This window comes from Curtobacterium sp. NPDC098951 (assembly GCF_044759965.1).
Lineage (GTDB): Bacteria > Actinomycetota > Actinomycetes > Actinomycetales > Microbacteriaceae > Curtobacterium.
Genome location: NZ_JBIWAG010000001.1, coordinates 165,561 through 183,185, shown reverse-complemented (window position 1 = coordinate 183,185; position 17,625 = coordinate 165,561). Strand labels below are relative to the sequence as shown.

General features: G+C 71.6%; 15 protein-coding genes. 6 read left to right on the top strand and 9 right to left on the bottom strand.

Features of this window, described 5'->3' with window-relative positions; all coding sequences use genetic code 11:
- Positions 1–76: 76 nt before the first annotated feature.
- The 6 genes from ACIQUC_RS00860 to ACIQUC_RS00835 all read right to left on the bottom strand — a co-directional run bounded on the left by ACIQUC_RS00860 (position 77) and on the right by ACIQUC_RS00835 (position 6,825).
- Complete coding sequence (locus tag ACIQUC_RS00860) at positions 77–1,456, bottom strand: glucose-6-phosphate dehydrogenase (RefSeq protein ID WP_402262177.1); 1,380 nt, start codon at positions 1,454–1,456, stop codon at positions 77–79.
- 159 nt (positions 1,457–1,615) lie between these two features.
- Complete coding sequence (locus ACIQUC_RS00855) at positions 1,616–2,032, bottom strand: cytochrome c oxidase subunit 4 (protein WP_402262175.1); 417 nt, start codon at positions 2,030–2,032, stop codon at positions 1,616–1,618.
- A 4-nt stretch (positions 2,033–2,036) separates the two neighbouring features.
- Entirely contained in the window at positions 2,037–3,776 is a 1,740-nt protein-coding gene (ctaD, locus tag ACIQUC_RS00850; protein ID WP_402262172.1) for a cytochrome c oxidase subunit I, read from the bottom strand.
- Positions 3,777–3,788: 12 nt separating this feature from the next.
- A complete protein-coding gene (gene coxB / locus ACIQUC_RS00845; protein ID WP_402262169.1) occupies positions 3,789–4,688 on the bottom strand; it encodes a cytochrome c oxidase subunit II in 900 nt (299 codons plus the stop codon).
- A gap of 258 nt (positions 4,689–4,946) precedes the next feature.
- On the bottom strand, positions 4,947–5,321 hold the full coding sequence (locus tag ACIQUC_RS00840) for an iron-sulfur cluster assembly accessory protein (protein ID WP_022905381.1): 375 nt from the start codon (positions 5,319–5,321) through the stop codon (positions 4,947–4,949).
- A gap of 58 nt (positions 5,322–5,379) precedes the next feature.
- Positions 5,380–6,825 carry a dipeptidase gene (locus tag ACIQUC_RS00835; RefSeq protein WP_402262165.1) on the bottom strand — a complete coding sequence of 482 codons (1,446 nt, stop codon included), beginning with the start codon at positions 6,823–6,825 and terminating at the stop codon, positions 5,380–5,382.
- Between the two features lie 53 nt (positions 6,826–6,878).
- On the opposite strand from ACIQUC_RS00835, the gene ACIQUC_RS00830 reads away from it, so the two are divergent.
- Positions 6,879–7,454 carry a DUF3043 domain-containing protein gene (locus ACIQUC_RS00830; protein ID WP_022905383.1) on the top strand — a complete coding sequence of 192 codons (576 nt, stop codon included), beginning with the start codon at positions 6,879–6,881 and terminating at the stop codon, positions 7,452–7,454.
- A 514-nt stretch (positions 7,455–7,968) separates the two neighbouring features.
- On the opposite strand, the gene ACIQUC_RS00825 is transcribed toward ACIQUC_RS00830, so the two are convergent.
- From ACIQUC_RS00825 to hisD, 3 genes are read right to left on the bottom strand one after another with little or no spacing between them, the layout of a single operon-like run.
- Positions 7,969–9,045, bottom strand: coding sequence for a quinone-dependent dihydroorotate dehydrogenase (locus tag ACIQUC_RS00825; protein ID WP_402262162.1), 1,077 nt, complete (start codon positions 9,043–9,045; stop codon positions 7,969–7,971).
- Positions 9,042–9,521, bottom strand: a complete 480-nt coding sequence (nrdR, locus tag ACIQUC_RS00820) for a transcriptional regulator NrdR (protein ID WP_402262159.1) — start codon at positions 9,519–9,521, stop codon at positions 9,042–9,044. The genes ACIQUC_RS00825 and nrdR overlap by 4 nt, the downstream gene beginning before the upstream one ends.
- 12 nt (positions 9,522–9,533) lie before the next feature.
- Entirely contained in the window at positions 9,534–10,841 is a 1,308-nt protein-coding gene (gene hisD, locus ACIQUC_RS00815) for a histidinol dehydrogenase (RefSeq protein WP_402262156.1), read from the bottom strand.
- Positions 10,842–10,894: 53 nt separating this feature from the next.
- Here hisD and ACIQUC_RS00810 point away from each other — a divergent pair, with 53 nt between their 5' ends.
- From ACIQUC_RS00810 to ACIQUC_RS00790, 5 genes are all read left to right on the top strand, one after another.
- The gene (locus ACIQUC_RS00810; protein ID WP_022905385.1) at positions 10,895–12,247 is read left to right on the top strand and encodes a hypothetical protein; all 1,353 of its coding nucleotides are present in this window, start codon (positions 10,895–10,897) and stop codon (positions 12,245–12,247) included.
- Positions 12,244–13,689 (top strand): glycosyltransferase family 2 protein, encoded by a 1,446-nt coding sequence (locus tag ACIQUC_RS00805; protein WP_402262153.1) that lies wholly within the window; start codon positions 12,244–12,246, stop codon positions 13,687–13,689. The genes ACIQUC_RS00810 and ACIQUC_RS00805 overlap by 4 nt, the downstream gene beginning before the upstream one ends.
- The gene (locus ACIQUC_RS00800; protein ID WP_402262151.1) at positions 13,689–16,289 is read left to right on the top strand and encodes a glycosyltransferase; all 2,601 of its coding nucleotides are present in this window, start codon (positions 13,689–13,691) and stop codon (positions 16,287–16,289) included. Before ACIQUC_RS00805 ends, ACIQUC_RS00800 begins: the two co-directional genes overlap by 1 nt.
- A gap of 102 nt (positions 16,290–16,391) precedes the next feature.
- Entirely contained in the window at positions 16,392–16,547 is a 156-nt protein-coding gene (locus tag ACIQUC_RS00795; protein ID WP_022905388.1) for a hypothetical protein, read from the top strand.
- A 22-nt stretch (positions 16,548–16,569) separates the two neighbouring features.
- Positions 16,570–17,622, top strand: coding sequence for a glycosyltransferase (locus ACIQUC_RS00790; protein ID WP_402262148.1), 1,053 nt, complete (start codon positions 16,570–16,572; stop codon positions 17,620–17,622).
- Positions 17,623–17,625: the final 3 nt, after the last annotated feature.

Genomic DNA, 17,625 nt, shown 5'->3' with positions numbered 1-17,625 from the left:
GGGAGGCACGGTGCCAGCTGGCACCGTGCCTCCCGTCCGTCAGCAGCGCCCGATCAGGGCGCCGACGTCACGTCCGTCAGGACGAGGACTCCCAGTCCGCCGGGCCGCGCGAACCCGCGCGGTACTCCTCGAGCGGGACCTCGTCCGCCTTCCAGGCGTCGACGACCGGCCCGACGATCTCCCAGCAGCGCTCGGCCACGTCACCGCGGATCGAGAGCAGCGGGTCGTCGTGGAAGATCCCGTTCAGGACCTCGCCGTAGGGGGTCAGCTCGCCGTCGGCGAAGGACGAGGACAACGTGACCTGGCCCATCTCGAAGGGGTTGCCACCACCGTTCGCCGACACCGTCAGCTCGATCTCGTCCGGGTTGAGCACGATGCGGAGCGTGTCCGTCTTCGGGCGACCCGAGAGGCCGGAGGGCAGGCGCGTCACCGGCTTGAAGGTGATCAGGACCTCCTTGCGGCTGGCGCCGAGGGCCTTGCCGGAGCGCAGCGTGAACGGGACGCCCTTCCAGCGCGCGGTGTCGACCTCGACCGAGATCTCGGCGAGCGTCTCCGTCTGGCGCGACTTGTCGACGCCGTCCTCGTCCTGGTACGACGGCAGCTCCTTGCCGTCGATCGTGCCGGCCGTGTAGACGGCACGACGCGAGGCGACCTTCGGGTCGCCGCCCTTGAGCTCGGTGGAGCGGAGCACCCGCGCCAGCGACGAGCGGAACTCGACCGCGTCGATGTCCGACGGGGCGTCCATCGTCACGATGCCGAGGATCTGCAGCAGGTGCGACTGGATCATGTCGACCATCGCGCCGGCCTCGTCGTAGTACTGGGCGCGGTTCTCGAGACCGAGGGTCTCGTCGTAGAAGATGTCGACCTTCTCGATGTTCTCGGCGTTCCAGATCGGCTCGAACAGGCGGTTCGCGAAGCGCAGGCCGATGATGTTGAGGACCGTGGTGCGACCGAGGAAGTGGTCGGTGCGGTGCACGCGCTCTTCCGGCACCAGCTTGAGGACCGTCTCGTTGAGGGCTCGGGCGCTCGCGACGTCGGTGCCGAAGGGCTTCTCGAACGCGAGGGTGGTGCCCTCGGGGAGCTCGACCTGCTGGAGCGCCTCGCAGATGTCGGACGCGATCTGCGGCGGGAGCGCGAAGTAGAGGATCGGCTCGGCGTCGGCGTCGGCCGCGGCGAATAGCGCCTTGAGGTGCTCGGGGTCGGTCGGGTCACCCTGGATGAACTGCGTCGAGGCGAGGGTCGCGTCGACCTCCGGGCCCTTCACGTCCTGCGACGCGAAGGACTTCGTGACGACGTCCTTCCACTGCTCCTCGCTGCGGGCGCTGCGGCCCGTGCCGATGAGCTGGACGGGGACCGCTCGACCGCTCTGCAGGAACGTGCCGAGGCCCGGCAGCAGCAGGCGGGAGGCGAGGTCGCCCGTCGCGCCGAAGATGATGAGAGTGCGCTTGTCGGTCACCGGAGGTGACTCCTTTCGCTGGTGTGGGGGTGGTCCGCTTGAGGCCAAGCCGTGGGCGGACTGGTTGATTCCCGAACGGGTCGGGGAGTTCGTGTCCGGACGCACTTCGGGCGGCACCGGTGTGGTGCCGCCCGAATGTCAGGTGCGCTGCGGGTCCGGTCAGTGACCGAAGTTGCCGCGGTAGTACTCGTAGACCCAGCCGACGAGGGTGACGGCCACGCAGGCGAGCCCGATCGGCACGATCCAGAGGCCGGCTGCGACACCGAGGAAGCAGAGGCCGGTCGCACCGGCGAGCAGGATCGGCCACCACGACCACGGGCTGAAGTGCCCGAGCTCGGCGTCGCCGTCCTCGATGTTGGCGTCCGGACGGTCCTCGGGCAGGACGCCGCCCTGCGAGGACATGACCTTGCCGAGGTAGAACGCGATGAACGCGGACATGATCCCGGTCAGGCCGATCGAGACGGTCCCGACCCATTCGGGACGGCCGTAGCTGATCAGCGACCAGATCGTGTACGCCGCGTCGGCGAGGATGAAGAAGACGAACAGGATCCAGAACAGGTTGGTGTTGGCGCGCATGGCCTTACTTCACCTCGCCCTTCGCGGCGTCGTAGGTCGGGGCGTCGGGGGCGTCCTTCGCCGGGCCCACACCGATCGGCACACCGGCCTCGGGGTGGTTCAGGTCGAACGCCGGCGACTCCGAACGGATGCGCGGGATCGACGTGAAGTTGTGCCGCGGCGGCGGGCAGCTGGTCGCCCACTCGAGCGAACGGCCGTAGCCCCACGGGTCGTTCACGGCGACCTTCGGTGCGTTCCGGGCGGTCACGTAGACGTTGAAGATGAACGGCAGGAACGAGATCGCCAGGATCATCGAGCCGATCGTCGACAGCTGGTTCATCCAGGTGAACCCGTCGTTCGGCAGGTACGTCGCGTACCGACGCGGCATGCCGATGACGCCCAGCCAGTGCTGGATGAGGAACGTCGTGTGGAAGCCGATGAACAGGAGCCAGAAGTGGATCTTGCCGAGACGCTCGTTGAGCATCTTGCCGGTCCACTTCGGCCACCAGAAGTAGAACCCGGCGAACATCGCGAACACGACGGTGCCGAAGACCACGTAGTGGAAGTGCGCGACGACGAAGTACGAGTCGGACACGTGGAAGTCGAGCGGCGGCGACGCCAGGATCACACCGGTGAGACCACCGAACGTGAAGGTGATGAGGAAGCCGACCGACCAGAGCAGCGGGGTCTCGAAGGTCACCGAGCCGCGCCACATCGTGCCGACCCAGTTGAAGATCTTCACGCCGGTCGGGACCGCGATGAGCATCGTCATGAGCGAGAACCACGGGAGCAGGACGCCACCGGTGACGTACATGTGGTGCGCCCACACCGTGACCGAGAGGGCCGCGATCGAGATGGTCGCGTAGACGAGGGTCTTGTAGCCGAAGATCGGCTTGCGGCTGAACACCGGGAAGACCTCGGAGACGATGCCGAAGAACGGCAGCGCGATGATGTACACCTCGGGGTGGCCGAAGAACCAGAAGAGGTGCTGCCAGAGGAGCGCCCCGCCGTTCGCCGGGTTGAAGATCTGCGCGTTGAAGACCCGGTCGAGACCGAGGCCGAAGAGCGCCGCCGCGAGGACCGGGAAGGCCATCAGCACGAGCAGGGCCGTGACGAGGGTGTTCCACGTGAAGATCGACATGCGGAACATGGTCATGCCCGGTGCACGCATCGTGATGATCGTGGTGATGAAGTTCACCGCGCCGAGGATCGTCGAGAAGCCGGTCATGCCGAGGCCGAAGACCCAGAGCGTCCCGCCGAGGCCGGGTGTGAACGTCGTGTCACTCAGTGGTGCGTAGGCGAACCAGCCGAACGACGCGGCACCCTGCGGGGTGAGGAAGCCGCCGACCGCGATGAGCGCGCCGAAGACGTAGAGCCAGAACGCGAAGCCGTTGAGACGCGGGAACGCGACGTCGGGGGCACCGATCTGGAGCGGCATGATCGCGTTCGCGAAGCCCGAGAAGAGCGGCGTCGCGAAGAGCAGCAGCATGATCGTGCCGTGCATCGTGAAGAGCTGGTTGTACTGCTCCTTCGTCGCGACCACGTGCAGGCCGGGCTCGAAGAGCTGGGCGCGGATGACCAGGGCCATCACACCCGCGAGCAGGAAGAAGATGAACGACGCGATCAGGTACATGTACCCGATGGTCTTGTGGTCGGTGGACGTGATCCACCGGACGATGATGTTGCCCTTGCGACCGACTCTCGACGCCTGGAAGTCCAGGGTCGTGGAGCCTGCCGCCGGCTGGCCGACGAGCGACGTGGTCATCTGACGGAGCCCCTACTCGTTCTCGGACGCCGTCACGGGCGCCTTGTTGTTCGGTTCGTTCGTGTTGGTGTTGTACTCGTTGCCGAGCAGACCCACCTTGCCCTGCTTCTCGAGCGAGTCGAGGTAGTTCTGGTACTCGGTCGGCGTGACGACCTTCACCTGGAAGAGCATGAGCGAGTGGTACTCACCGCAGAGCTCCGCGCACTTGCCCTGGTAGGTGCCGAGCTTCTCCGGGATGAAGTACTCGTCGTTCTGCTTCCCGGGGATCATGTCCTTCTTGTAGAGGAAGTCGATGATCCAGAACGAGTGGTTGACGTCGCGCGAGGAGAGCTCGATGTGGACCTTCTTGCCCTTGGGCAGGTAGAGGGTCGGGAGCTGCGACTCGTCGATCGCGCCGTTCGCGTTCTCTTCTTCCTGGGCCTGGATGCCCTGGTAGTAGACGCTCTTGGACTTGTCGGCCTCGTTGATGTAGTTGAAGTCCCACGCCCAGCGCTTGCCGTAGACGTGGATGGTGGCGTCGGCGTTCTTGAACGGCTGCTCGATCGCGGTCTGGTCCTTCGCGGTGAAGGCGAAGAAGCCGAGCACGAGGATGAGCGGCACGATCGTGTAGAAGATCTCGAGCGGCATGTTGTACCGCATCTGCACCGGCAGGCCGGTCTGGCCCTTGCGGCGGCGGTAGACGATCGCGGCCCAGATGATGAGGCCCCACACGATCAGACCGACGGCGAGGAGCACGACCCAGCTGGTGGTCCACAGGCCGACGATGCGGCTCGTGTGGTTGGTGACGTCCTTCGTCTCCTCCGTGCCGGGGAGCCATCCGTTCAGCTGCTGCTGCGTGCAACCAGCCAGTGCGATGACCAGACCGACGGCCACCGGGACGGCCGCCCAACGTATACGGCGATTCGAACGCACTGTTACCTCTCGGAAGAACGTGAAACCGGAGCAGGCCGCGACGTGAAGGTCGCGCATGGCTCGCTCCCAGCTTGGTTGGAACACTCCTAGCTTACTCGCAGCTCGGGGCCGCTCGCGCACACGCGACACACCTCGGGCCGCTATCCGCAACGGCCCAGGACGGGTTTTCCCTGGTCGTGCCGCATGCCGCGCCCGGGAACGAACGAGCGGGGAGCGACCGTGTCGGTCACTCCCCGCTCGTGTCGGTTCGACGGGTGCTCAGTGGAAGCTGTCACCGCACGCGCAGCTGCCCTGCGCGTTGGGGTTGTCGATCGTGAAGCCCTGCTTCTGGATGGTGTCCTCGAAGTCGATCGAGGCACCGTCGAGGTACGGCACGCTCATCTTGTCGACGACGACCTCGACGCCGCCGTCGAACTCGGCCGTGGCGTCGCCGTCGAGCAGGCGCTCGTCGAAGTAGAGCTGGTAGATCAGGCCCGAGCAGCCACCGGGCTGCACGGCCAGACGCAGACGGAGGTCGTCGCGACCCTCCTGCTCGAGGAGGCTCGCCACCTTCGCCGCGGCCGCGTCGCTGAGCAGGACGCCGTGCGACGGCGCCTCGGTCGTCGGTGCGTTGTCGGTGATGGTGTCGCTCATCCGCGCGTCTCCCTCCGTGCGGTGTCGATCACCGCGCTCGGATCGATTGTAAGCACCGTCAGCCGCGAGTCGCGAGACGCGCCAGCAGGATCGTCTCCGAGGCGATGGCCCGGTGCAGGACGCCGAGGTGCTGCGACTCGTTCGGGCTGTGCGCCCGGGTGTCCGGGTCCTCGACGCCGGTGACCAGGATCTGCGCGTCCGGGAACTGCGCGGCGAGGTCCGACACGAACGGGATCGACCCGCCGATGCCCTGCTCGACCGCCTCGTTGCCCCAGCCCTCGCGCATGGCGACCCGCGCCTCCTGGACGGCCCAGCCGGCGGTGTCCACGAGGAAGCCGTCGCCGGCGTCCGGCTCGGTGATCTCGAGGCGCGCGCCGAACGGCACGTGCGCGCGCAGGTGCCGTTCCACGGCCGCGTACGCGTCGGTCGCCGCCTGCCCGGGCGCGACGCGCACCGAGACCCGCGCCGAGACCGTCGGCAGCAGCGTGTTCGACGCGTTCGCGACGCTCGGGACGTCCATGCCCGTGACCGTGATCGACGGCTGGAACCACATGCGGGACAGGACCTCGCCGCGGCCGACGGGACGCACGCCCGGCAGCAGTGCGGCGTCGGCGGCGAGCTCGTCCTCGGTCCGCGTCGGCACGTCGGCCTCGTACGCGGTGAGGCCCTCGACCGCCACGGCACCGTCGTCGTCGTGCAGGGAGGCGAGCAGCCGCACCATCGGGATCATGGCGTCCGGAGCCGCTCCCCCGAACATGCCGCTGTGGCTCGCGTGCTCGAGTGTCGTCAGCGTCAGCTTGAAGGTGACGTTCCCGCGGAGGGACACCGTGATCGACGGGACCTCGGTCGACCAGTTGTCGCTGTCCGCGACCACGATGACGTCGGCGGCGAGGTGCTCCTGCTGCTCGCGGAGGAACGTCCGGAACGACCGGGAGCCGAACTCCTCCTCGCCCTCGATGAACAGGACCACGCCGAGGTCCAGGTCGTCGCCGAACCGGGCGTGCAGCGCCCGGAGCGAGGCGATGTGGGTCATCACGCCGGCCTTGTCGTCCGAGGCGCCGCGCCCGTACAGGCGGTCGCCGCGCAGGGTCGGCTCGAAGGGCGGCGTCTCCCAGAGCGCGTCGTCGCCCTGCGGCTGGACGTCGTGGTGGGCGTAGAGCATCACGGTGGGCCTGCCGTTCCGGGCCGGGCGCACCGCGAGGACGGCGGGCTGACCGAGCTCGCCGCCGGCGGCCTCGACCGTCGCCGTGTCCCCCTCGACCGCCGACCGGACGATCCGGACGGCGTCGTCCGCGAACACGCCCGTCGACCGCGCCAGGTCCGCGACGGCCTCGGCGCTGGCCCGCACGTTCGCCGGGTCGAAGGCCGACCAGGACACCGACGGGAGCCGCACGAGGGCGGACAGGTCGGCGATCGTCGTGGGCAGCGATCCCTGCACGTGTTCGCGGAGGGCGTCGAGGAGTGCGGGGTCGGTGGCGGCGGCGTGCTGGTCGGTGTCGGTCATGTCCCGTAATCTAGAGGACGATCCAGCACGCAGACCGCAGTCAGGAACGCACCGTGGCGAAGGCAGCCCCCAAGACCAACACGACCGTCAACCCGTCCGAGGCCGAGCTCCTCGAACAGGGGAAGGGCCGTCCGACGCCGACCCGTCGCGAGCGCGAGGCGGCCAACCGCCGTCCGATCGTGGGCGGCTCCGCCGAGGACAAGAAGGCCGCTCGTGCCCGCCTCGCGAACGAGCGCGAGAAGGCCCGGGTCGGCATGGCCAACGGCGAGGAGCGCTACCTGCCGGCGAAGGACCGCGGCGAGCAGCGTCGGTTCGTCCGGGACTGGATCGACGCCCGCTGGAACGTCGGCGAGATCATGATGCCGGTGCTCGTGCTGTTCCTCATCGTCGGGTTCGCCGCCTCGCAGACCGTCATCGCGTCGTACTCGCTGCTGCTCGTCTGGGCGTTCGTGGCGCTCTTCGTGCTCGACTGCCTCGTGCTCTGGCTGTCCTTCCGCAAGAAGCTGACGGCCAAGTTCGGCACGATGCAGCGCGGGACGTTCCTCTACATCCTCACGCGTGCGTGGCAGCTGCGCTTCCTGCGCCTGCCGAAGCCGCAGGTCAAGCGCGGGCAGTACCCCACGGTCTGACCCCTCCACGAAGCGCCGTCCGGTCCGCCGGGCGGCGCTTCGTCGTGCGGGCCGGGGTCGCCCCGGGGGCGGGCCCGCTGCCTCCCCGCCGAGCGGGCGAAATACGTCACGCTCGCGGCCTCCAGGCGGCAGTTCCCGCCCGCTCGCCGAACCTGAGCGGCACGTCGTGCCCACTCGCCGCCGTCCGCACGCCGAGCGCGAGCCGCGCATCGTGCTACCGACCACCTGCGGATCGACGCGCCGACCACCCACCGGACTGGAGGCGCGGTGCACCCCCGCCCCGCGCCTCCAGTCCGTCAGGCGCGCGCCGTGGGCTCGGGACCCGTCCGATCCGCACCGGCGAGGTCGCGAGAAGTGCCGCTCCGCGGCGCGCGCGACGGCACCTTGCGCGACCTCGCCGCAGCGCCCGCGGCGTGTCTCGCGACCTCGCCGCAGCGCGCGCGGCGTGTCTCGCGACCTCGACCACGGAGGTGCGACCTCGCGCGGCGGCACGCGACCGCGCCCCGACCGGCGCTCAGCGCGCGGCGCGCCGCAACCGCCGGCGCCGCAGCCGGTTGATCCGCGCGGCCCAGGTCGGCCCCTCGTAGAGGAACGCCGTGTAGCCCTGCACGAGGGTCGCCCCCGCGTCGATCCGGTCCTGCACGTCCTGCTCGCTCGTGACGCCCCCGACCGCGATGACGCAGAAGTCATCGGGGACGGCGGCCCGGACGCGACCGAGGACCTCGAGGGAGCGGGCGGCGACCGGTGCGCCGGACAGTCCCCCGGCACCCATCGCCTCGACCTCGGCCGCGGGGGTCCGGAGTCCCTCGCGCGAGATCGTGGTGTTGTTCGCGATGATCCCGGCGAGCCCGATCGACACGGCGAGTCCGGCGATCGCATCGATCTGGTCGTCGGTGAGGTCCGGCGCGATCTTCACCAGCACCGGGGTCTTGCCGGCGGCGTCGCGCACGGCGGTGAGCAGCGGGCGGAGCTGGTCGAGCTCCTGCAGTCCGCGGAGCCCCGGGGTGTTCGGCGAGCTGACGTTGACCGCGAGGTAGTCGGCGAACGGTGCGAGCCGCCGGGTGGACTCGAGGTAGTCGTCCACCGCGTCCTCGACCGCGACGACCCGGCTCTTGCCGATGTTCACACCGATGACGGGTCGACCGGGGTGCCGACGGGCGCGTTCGAGCCGACGGGCGGCCGCGGCGGCGCCGTGGTTGTTGAACCCCATGCGGTTGATGAGCGCGCGGTCCGGGATGAGCCGGAAGAGCCGGGGCCGCTCGTTGCCGGGCTGCGGCTTCGCCGTGATCGTGCCGACCTCGACGTGCCCGAAGCCGAGGACCCCGAGTCCGGCGATGCCGCGAGCGTCCTTGTCGAACCCGGCGGCGAGGCCGAAGCGGGACGGGAAGTGGATCCCCATCGTGGTCACGCCGTCGGCGGCCGAGGGGCGGCAGTACTGCTCGACGACGCGACCGACGACGGGGACGCGCGGCAGCCACTTGATCACCGCGAAGGCGATGTGGTGCGCACGCTCGGGGTCCATGTTGGCGAACACCGAGCGGAAGACGACGGCGTACCCGTTCCGGACGACCCGCTCGGCGATGCCGCTCACGCGTCGGCCCCGGCCGGGCTGGTGGTGCCGTGGTGGTCGAGGCGGAGCTGGGTGATGGCGTCCTCGAAGTCCTCGAGCGAGTCGAAGGCCTGGTAGACGCTCGCGAACCGCAGGTAGGCGACCTCGTCGAGCTCGCGGAGCGGTGCGAGGATCGCGAGACCGATGTCGTTCGCGTCGATCTGGCTCGACCCGGACGACCGCACGGTCTCCTCCACGCGCTGCGCCAGCACCGCGAGGTCGCCGTCCGTGACCGGGCGCCCCTGGCAGGCCTTGCGCACGCCGGAGACGATCTTGTCGCGGCTGAACGGCTCGGTGACCCCGTTGCGCTTCACCACGTTGAGCGAGGCGGTCTCGGTGGTCGAGAAACGGCGCCCGCAGTTCGGGCACTGACGACGGCGACGGATGGAGGTTCCGTCGTCGCTCGTCCGGGAGTCGACGACGCGGGAGTCCGGGTGGCGGCAGAAGGGGCAGAACATGTCGTGCCCAGGCTACCGGTTCGTGCGCTCCGTCACGGCGGCGCCGTGCGCGGGGAGCTGCTCCTCGGTGGCGAGGGCGACGATGTGCGGCGCGACCTCGGCGAGGGCGTCGGGCGTGTACCGGACGACCTGCTGGGGCCGCAGGAACGTCGAGGCGGACAGCCCGGACCCGAAGCGGGCCTGCCCGCCCGTGGGCAGGACGTGGTTCGACCCGGCGAGGTAGTCACCGAGGCTCACGGGCGTGCTCGGTCCGACGAACACCGCACCGGCGGCGTCGATGTCGGCGAGGACCGCGTCGTCGTCGGCGGTCTGGATCTCGAGGTGCTCGGGTCCGTACGCGTTGCTCACGGTCGCCGCGTCGGCGAGCGAGTCCACGAGCACGATCGCGGACTGCGGTCCGTCGAGGGCGACCTGGAGGCGCGACACGGTCCCGACGCGCGCCGCGCGTTCCGGGATGGCCGCCTCCACCGCGTCGGCGAACGCCGCGGACGTCGTCACGAGGACGGCGCCGGCCTGCTCGTCGTGCTCGGCCTGGCTGATGAGGTCGGCGGCGACGTACCCGGGGTCCGCGGTGTCGTCCGCGATCACGAGGATCTCGGTCGCGCCGGCCTCGGAGTCGATGCCGACCGTGCCCCGCACGATCCGCTTCGCCGCGGCCACGTAGTTGTTCCCGGGACCGGTGACGAGGTCGACCGGCTCGAGGCCGATCTCGCCGACACCGTGGGCCAGGGCGCCGACGGCTCCGGCGCCGCCCATGGCGTAGACCTCGTCGATGCCGAGGAGCCCGGCCGCGGCGAGGATCGTCGGGTGCACCGCGCCGCCGTGGGCGCGCTGCGGCGGCGACACGAGCGCGATGGACCGGACGCCGGCGACCTGCGCGGGGACGACGTTCATGACGACGCTCGAGGGGTAGACGGCCTTCCCGCCGGGCACGTAGAGCCCGACGCGGCGCATCGGCTGCCAGCGCTGGTGCACCTCGGCACCGTCGGCCAGGGTGGTGACGGACGCGGCGGGGACCTGTGCGGCACTCGCCGCCCGGACCCGGCGGATCGCCTCGTCGAGCGCCGTGCGGAGTTCCGGCGTCAGGCCGGCGACGGCCGCGGCGATCTCGGCCGCCGGGACCCGGACGTTCGCGGGCGCTCCCCCGTCGAACCGTTCGGCCTGGTCGCGCAGCGCCGACGCCCCGTGCTCGCGGACGGCGTCGACGAGCTCGCGGGCGGCGTCGACCGCGTGCGAGACGTCGCCGGTGGCGCGCGGCATGAGTCGGAGGAGTTCGGCGCGGGCGGGAAGCCCGCCGCGGAGGTCGATTCGCTGCATCATGAGGGTGTCGATCCTACCGAGCGACGCCGTGTGGCCCAGTAACGTGAGGGTCGATGAACTTCGAGAAGGCACGACGCCTCGTCGGCGACCTCGTCCGTGTGAACGAGCGCTACGCCCGGGACGGCCACTACCGGAACGACGTCCGCGAGCGACTCGGGCGGACGGTGTCCCGCGTGGACGTCGGGGTGGCCCGGCGCGAGCGCGACCGTGCACCGCTGACCGCCCGCCCGTTCGAGGGCCTGGTGGAGACGAGCCTCGCGCTCGCCGGCATCCGGACGACCGACCGTGCTCCCGAGGTCGTGCTCGTGGTCGACGAGCTCCGCGAAGGTGCTGCCTTCGCCGGTGTGCAGACCGCACTGGCCGTGGCGCTCGCGCTCGGCGGACGGCTCGGCCGACCGGTCCGCGTGGTGATGGTCCGCTGGACCACGCCGGGCAACAGCGCCGCCGCGGCCGAGGCCCTCGTCGCCGACCGCTTCCCGGAGTCCCGCGTCGACGGCCGCCCGGGGGTCCGGGTGGTCCGCCGCGAGGACGTCCTCGACACCACGTTCGGCGACGACGACGTCTGGATCGCCACGCACTGGAAGACCGCGCACCCGATCGACGTCGCGGTCACCGCCGGGGTGATCGGCCGCGAGCGCGTCGTCTACCTCGTGCAGGACTACGAGCCCGGGTTCAGCCCGTGGTCGACGGAGTACGCCGTCGCCGCCTCCACCTACCGCGCCGGCTTCCGGATGCTCGTGAACTCGGAGCCGCTGCGCCGGTACCTCGCCGAGGTCGAGGCGCTCGACGTGCCGCGCGAGCGCACCTTCGCGCCGCACCTGGACCTCGAGCTGCTCGACCGCGTCGCCGAGGCACGCCGGCACGAGGACGTCGTGCGCGTGCTCTTCTACGGTCGTCCGAGCAAGCACCGCAACCTGTTCCGACTCGGCGTCGCCGCGCTCCGGGTGGCGGTCCAGGAGCTCGCCGCCGACGGTCTGCGCGTCGAGTTCCACTCGGCGGGCGAGCAGCACGGCGACGTCGAGCTCGACGGCGGTCGCGGCGACGTGAAGCTCGTCAGCCACGGCACGATGCCGTGGGACGACTACTTCCGCTTCATCGCGTCCACCAACGTCGTGCTGTCGCTCCAGCACAGCCCGCACCCGAGCCACCCGCCGTTCGACGGTGCGATCTCGGGGGCCCGCGTCGTCACGAACGAGTTCCGGGACACCCGTGCGCACCTACACCCGAACCTGACGGCCGTCCCCGCCGACGCCCGGTCCCTGGGGCTCGCCGTCGCCGACGCGGTCCGGCGGGCGGCGGCCGAGGGGCCGACGGGTGCCGTCCCGCTCGCCGACGGCGCGCTCGGGGGTCCGCTCGACGCGGCCGTCGACGCACTCGCCACCAGCCTCGAGGAGCCCTCCGCATGACCCGCACCACCCTCGTCGTCGTCCCGGTGTACGGCGATCTCGAGTCCCTGCTCCGCTGCGTGGACGGGCTGGTCGAGCACCTCGACACGGACCGCCACCGCGTGCTGCTCGTCAACGACTGCGGCCCCGACGCGGACGCGATCGAGACCGCCCTGCTCGGGCGCATCGCGGACCGCCCCGGCTTCCGGTACGAACGCAACGACCACAACCTCGGGTTCGTCGGGACCTGCAACCGCGCCGTGACCGAGCTCGACACGGGCGCCGACGGCGAAGCGGTCCTGCTGCTGAACAGCGACGCGGTCCCGACCGCCGGCTTCCTCGACGCGATGCTCGCCGTCCTCGACGAGGACCGCACCGGCGTGGTGACCGCCAGGAGCGACAACGCGACGATCGCGAGCATCCCGTACCGGCTGACGAACCGCGGCGCGGCGCGGACCGAGGCACGGACCCGCGCGGTGTGGGACGCGATCGCACCGCTGCTGCCGGCGTCGCAGGTGCTCCCGGTCGCGATGGGCTTCTGCTTCCTGACCCGGCGCGAGCTCGTCACCGAGCACGGCCTCTTCGACGAGGCGTTCGCCCCCGGGTACGGCGAGGAGAACGACTACTGCCTCCGCATCGCCGCGCACGGCTGGCTCGCGAAGATCGCGAACCGGGCACTCGTCCTGCACGCCGGCGGGAAGAGCTTCGCCGGCAACCGGTCCGCGCTGCGCGCCGCCCACCAGCGCGAGCTCGAGCGCCGCTACCCCTTCCTGCCGGACGCGGTCGCCGCCTACCAGCGGCACGGCACGACGGCGACCGAGCGGTTCGCCGACGTGCTCGTCCCCGCGGGACCCGCCGCGCGGCTGGCGGTCGACCTGCGGCACGTCGAGGACGCCGCGGGGCTGGCCCGGCGGATCGACGCGGCCTTCGGGGACGGCTTCGCCCTGGAGGCGCGGCTCCCCGCCGGCACGCCGGCCACGGACGGCTGGACGGTCACCACCGACGACCCGGACCCGGACGACCTCGTCACCGTGCAGGTGCTGGTCGACCCGACACCGGCCGACCTCGTCACGGCGAACCGCCGCGCCGCCTTCTGGGTCGTCGTCGAGACCGGCCCCGCGTCCGTGCCGTGGTCGTCCGCGTCGTACCGCGCCGGGTCGGACCGCGTCGACGCCCTCGTCCGGCCGTTCGCGGACGTGGTGGGCCCGGAGGAGCTGGAGAGCGCCCGCGAGGGCGTGGAGCACAGCATGCTCGCCCCGCTCGAGGGCACCTCGGCCCACCTCGAGCGGCGCTGGGCGGCACTGATCCCCCTCGACCTCGCCGCCGCCGAGGTCGGTACGCGCGGCACGGCCACCGAGGTCGCGCGACTCCGACGGGAGCTCGAGGACCTGCGCACGAGTCGGTCCTTCCGCACCGGTCAGGCGATCGCCAAGGTCGCCGCACGGCTGCCGGGGCGTCGCTGATGGCCGACCGGAGCGGCATCGGACGCATCACCCGGCGACTCGCACGCGGGCTGCGGGGCCCCGAGAAGCCGCTGACCGTCACGGACCGGCTCGACCGGTGGGCGCGGCGCATCGGCGAGTTCGGCGTGCTCGACCGCCCGTACCTCGAGGCCCAGACCGGGCGCACGTTCGCAACCGACGACGAGGCGATCGCCTTCTACGTGCACAACGACGGGCAGCGCGGGCTCTCGCTCAGTCCCCTCGTGGAGCACGAGTGGATGCGCGAGCACCAGCCGGTGCCCGCGATGTCCTGGTACGACGCACTGCACCAGGAGGGGCCGGAGCTCTTCCAGACCGGACCGCTCTTCGACGCCGCGGCGTACGCGGCGTCGCTGCCGGCGGCCGACCGACCGGCGTCCACGCTCGATGCGCTCCGCCACTTCCTGCGGAACGCGACCGACGAGACCACGCTCCCCGTGCCTCCAGGCCGTCGCGGACCCGCGCCCACCTGGCCCGCCGTCCGCGAGTCGGCCATGGTTGCGGCTCGCGAGTTCGCCGCAGCCCAGCACCGGACCCGGCGTCGCTACCGGGCGACGTGGGACGGACCGGAGACCGCCGACGTCCTCGCACGGTACCCGCGCGGGGCCGCCCGCCGCGAGGCCGAGCAGCCGCTCGTCTCCATCGTGATGCCGGTGCACCGCCGGGCCGACGTCGTCGGCGCGGCCATCGCGTCCGTGCGTGCCCAGCAGCACACGGCGTGGGAGCTCGTGCTCGTCGACGACGGGTCGGGTGACGACACGGTCGACGTCGTGCGCCGGGCCGCGGTCGATGAACCGCGCATCCGCCTCATCGAGCGCGAGAACGGCGGCGCCGGTGCCGCACGCAACACCGGGCTGGCCGCCGTGCGCGGCGACTTCGTGGCGTTCCTCGACGCGGACAACACCTGGCGGCCCGTGCACCTCGCCGTCGCGGTGTCGGCGCTGCTCGAGACGGACGGTCCCGGGGTGCACACCGGCGTGCGGATGATCGGCGCTAACAACGCCGACGACTCCACCGCGCCGGTCGAGACGTACCGCGGCGAGGACGGCACCCTCGACGACCTGTTCGCCGGGAACTTCATCGACCTCAACGCCCTCGTCGTCCGCCGGGACGTCGCCGCCGCCGTCGGCCCCTTCGACGAGACGCTCCGGCGGTGGATCGACTGGGAGTGGCTGCTCCGCATCGGGAAGCGCTTCGGCGTCCCCGCGTACGTCCCTGTGATCGGCGTCGACTACGACAACGTCCGCGACCCGCGGCGGGTCTCGTCCGCGCAGCCCGCGTCGTGGCAGGAGGTCGCGCTCGCGCGGCACCGCATCGACTGGGACGCCCTCGCCGCGGCGGCGCCCACCCGCGACGCCGCCCTGGTGTCCGTGGTCGTGCCCGTCTTCCGCGACTGGACGATGACCCGTCGGGCCGTCGACACCGTGCTCGGCGCGGCCGACCACGACGGCGACCGGGTCGAGGTCGTGCTCGTCGACAACGGGTCGCCGCGGTCCGTGTCGGCGATCCTCGGCGCGTGGTTCCGCGACGAGCCCCGTGTCGTGCTGCAGCGCGAGGACCGCAACCGCAACTTCGGGCTCGGCAGCGACCTCGGCCTCGCCCGTTCCGCCGGCGGCACCGTCGTCATGCTCAACAACGACACCGAGGTCACCACCGGGTGGCTCCGCCCGCTCGTCGCGGCGCTCGAGGACCGTGCCGTCCTCGGCGCGCAGCCGCTCCTCGTCTACCCGGACGGCGTCGTCCAGACCGCCGGCACCGTCTTCGGCGGCGACAAGGTGCTGCCCTGGCACTTCCTCGGCGACCACCCGCGCCACGACGCGTCCCGAGCCTTCGGCGCGACCGCCGGCGACCCGGGCTCCCCCGCCCGGTTCACCGCGATCACCGCCGCGGCGGCCGCCTTCCGAGCCGCCGACCTGATCCGCTGGCACGGGTTCGACCCCGTGTACGCGAACGGCCTCGAGGACGTCGACCTGTGCCTGCGGGCCATCGAGTCCTCGCCTGCCGGATCGGCCTTCGTCGTCGTGCCGGCGTCCGTCGTCGTCCACCACGAGAGCCGCACACCCGGCCGCGACGACGCCCGCGTCGACAACCGCCGGATCTTCGACGAGCGCTGGCGCGGTCGCTACCCGGCCGCCGACGCCGTCGACCGGTACGACACCGCCGGCCTCCGGTACCTCGGCGTCGAACCCGGGCTGCCGAAGGGCCACGACGTGCACGTCCGGTCGTCGCGGCCGGTCGTCGTCCGCGAGGAGGGGGCGGTCGGGCTCCGCGTCGCGATCAAGCACGACGGGACCCGCGTGGCGGACGTCACGGCGCTCGTCGCCGCACTGGAGGCCGCCGGCCACACCGCGGCGGTCGACATGCCGACGTCCTGGTACCGGGGGTCCAGCGGGATCGACGAGGTGACCGTGACCGTGGTCGGCGGTGGCTCGGCGTCCGGCCGCGCCGGTGCGTCGTTCGTGCCGCAGCCGGGCGCGCGGAACGTCGTCTGGGCCGCGCCGGGGCAGGTCGTGGCGGACGGGGACTTCGCGGTGGTCGTGTCGGCGGGGGACGGGGCGGAGCAGGTGGTCCGGGCGCTGTAGAGCCGAGGATCCGTCCTTTCTGGGGCCGTTTCTGCGGGCACGTTCACCGGCTTCCAAGCCAGACGCCGCCGTCTGTTCACGTTGGCCGAGCACGATGTCTGCATGTCGCTCCTCTCCGATGCCATGCGGTCGACCTTCACGACCAAGTGCTCCGTGTGCGGTGCCGTCATCCGGAGGCGCGACGCGCTCGCTCACGAGGGGCTGGCGTTCTGCTCGGTCCTGCACGAGGCCGAGTACATCGTCGCCACAGCGGACTGACGACTCCCCGTAGGATCGGGCGGTGCCCGATCGCTCCCTCGCGGTGTTCCCGGCCTACCGGGACAACCCGTACCTGAACCTCATGCTGCTGGCGCCGCGGGCGCGCGGCTGGAACGTCCTCGAGAGCACCCGCCTCGAGCAGCTCGAACAGCACCTCGGACGCCTCGGCGCCGGTGACGTGTTCCACATGCACTGGACCGCGCCGATCGTGCAGCGGACCGACGACGACCTCGCTGCGGCCGGCGCACGCCTCGACCGCTTCCGCACCGCCGTCGACGCGGCACGTGCCCGGGGCGCCCGGCTCGTGTGGACGATCCACAACGTCCTCCCCCACGACGCCCGGCACCTCGAGCTGGAAGTGACGCTCGACCGGTACCTCGCCGCCACCGCCGACGTCGTGCACGTGATGAACGCGGACACCGCCGCCGCCGTCGCTGACCACTACACGCTGGACCCGGACCGGATCGTCCGCATCCCCCACCCCAGCTACCAGGGCGTCTACCCGGCATCGGTCACGCGCTCCGAGGCGCGTGCGGCCCTCGGCCTGGTCGACTCGGACCGGACCGTGCTCGCCTTCGGCCAGATGCGACCGTACAAGGGCCTCGACGTGCTGGTCGACGCCGTCCGCCGGGTCCCGGCCGCGGACCGTCCGGTCCTGCTGCTCGCGGGCCGGACGTCGGACGCGGACCGGGCGTCGATCGACACCATGCTCGGCGACGACCTCCGAGCCGTCCGCGAACACGACCACGTCGGCGACGTCGACGTGCAGCGGTGGTTCCGGGCTGCCGACGTGGCCGTCTTCCCGTACCGGCGCGTCCTCAACTCGGGGAGCCTGCACCTCGCGGCGTCGTTCGGCGTGCCGTCCGTCCTGCCCGATGAACCGCACCTCCGCGCCGAGTTCGGGGACGAAGGGTGGGTGCGGTGGTTCGACGCTGGGGATGCGGCCGCGTCCCTCGCCGGAGTGCTCGCCGGACCCGCGGGCGAGGCGGTGGGGGCCGACGAGTTCAGTCGCCGGTTGGCGCCGTTCGGGCGGTCGAGGGAGTACTCGGAGTTGCTCAACGTCGTGTCGAGCTGATCC

Excerpts from the sequence above, each read along its gene's own strand:
- ACIQUC_RS00795 (WP_022905388.1), top strand. The coding sequence starts at position 16,392 with ATGTCGCTCCTCTCCGATGCCATGCGGTCGACCTTCACGACCAAGTGC.
- ACIQUC_RS00855 (WP_402262175.1), bottom strand. The coding sequence starts at position 2,032 with ATGCGCGCCAACACCAACCTGTTCTGGATCCTGTTCGTCTTCTTCATC.
- ACIQUC_RS00810 (WP_022905385.1), top strand. The coding sequence starts at position 10,895 with ATGAACTTCGAGAAGGCACGACGCCTCGTCGGCGACCTCGTCCGTGTG.
- ctaD (WP_402262172.1), bottom strand. The coding sequence starts at position 3,776 with ATGACCACGTCGCTCGTCGGCCAGCCGGCGGCAGGCTCCACGACCCTG.
- ACIQUC_RS00840 (WP_022905381.1), bottom strand. The coding sequence starts at position 5,321 with ATGAGCGACACCATCACCGACAACGCACCGACGACCGAGGCGCCGTCG.
- nrdR (WP_402262159.1), bottom strand. The coding sequence starts at position 9,521 with ATGTTCTGCCCCTTCTGCCGCCACCCGGACTCCCGCGTCGTCGACTCC.
- hisD (WP_402262156.1), bottom strand. The coding sequence starts at position 10,841 with ATGATGCAGCGAATCGACCTCCGCGGCGGGCTTCCCGCCCGCGCCGAA.
- ACIQUC_RS00800 (WP_402262151.1), top strand. The coding sequence starts at position 13,689 with ATGGCCGACCGGAGCGGCATCGGACGCATCACCCGGCGACTCGCACGC.
- ACIQUC_RS00835 (WP_402262165.1), bottom strand. The coding sequence starts at position 6,825 with ATGACCGACACCGACCAGCACGCCGCCGCCACCGACCCCGCACTCCTC.
- ACIQUC_RS00805 (WP_402262153.1), top strand. The coding sequence starts at position 12,244 with ATGACCCGCACCACCCTCGTCGTCGTCCCGGTGTACGGCGATCTCGAG.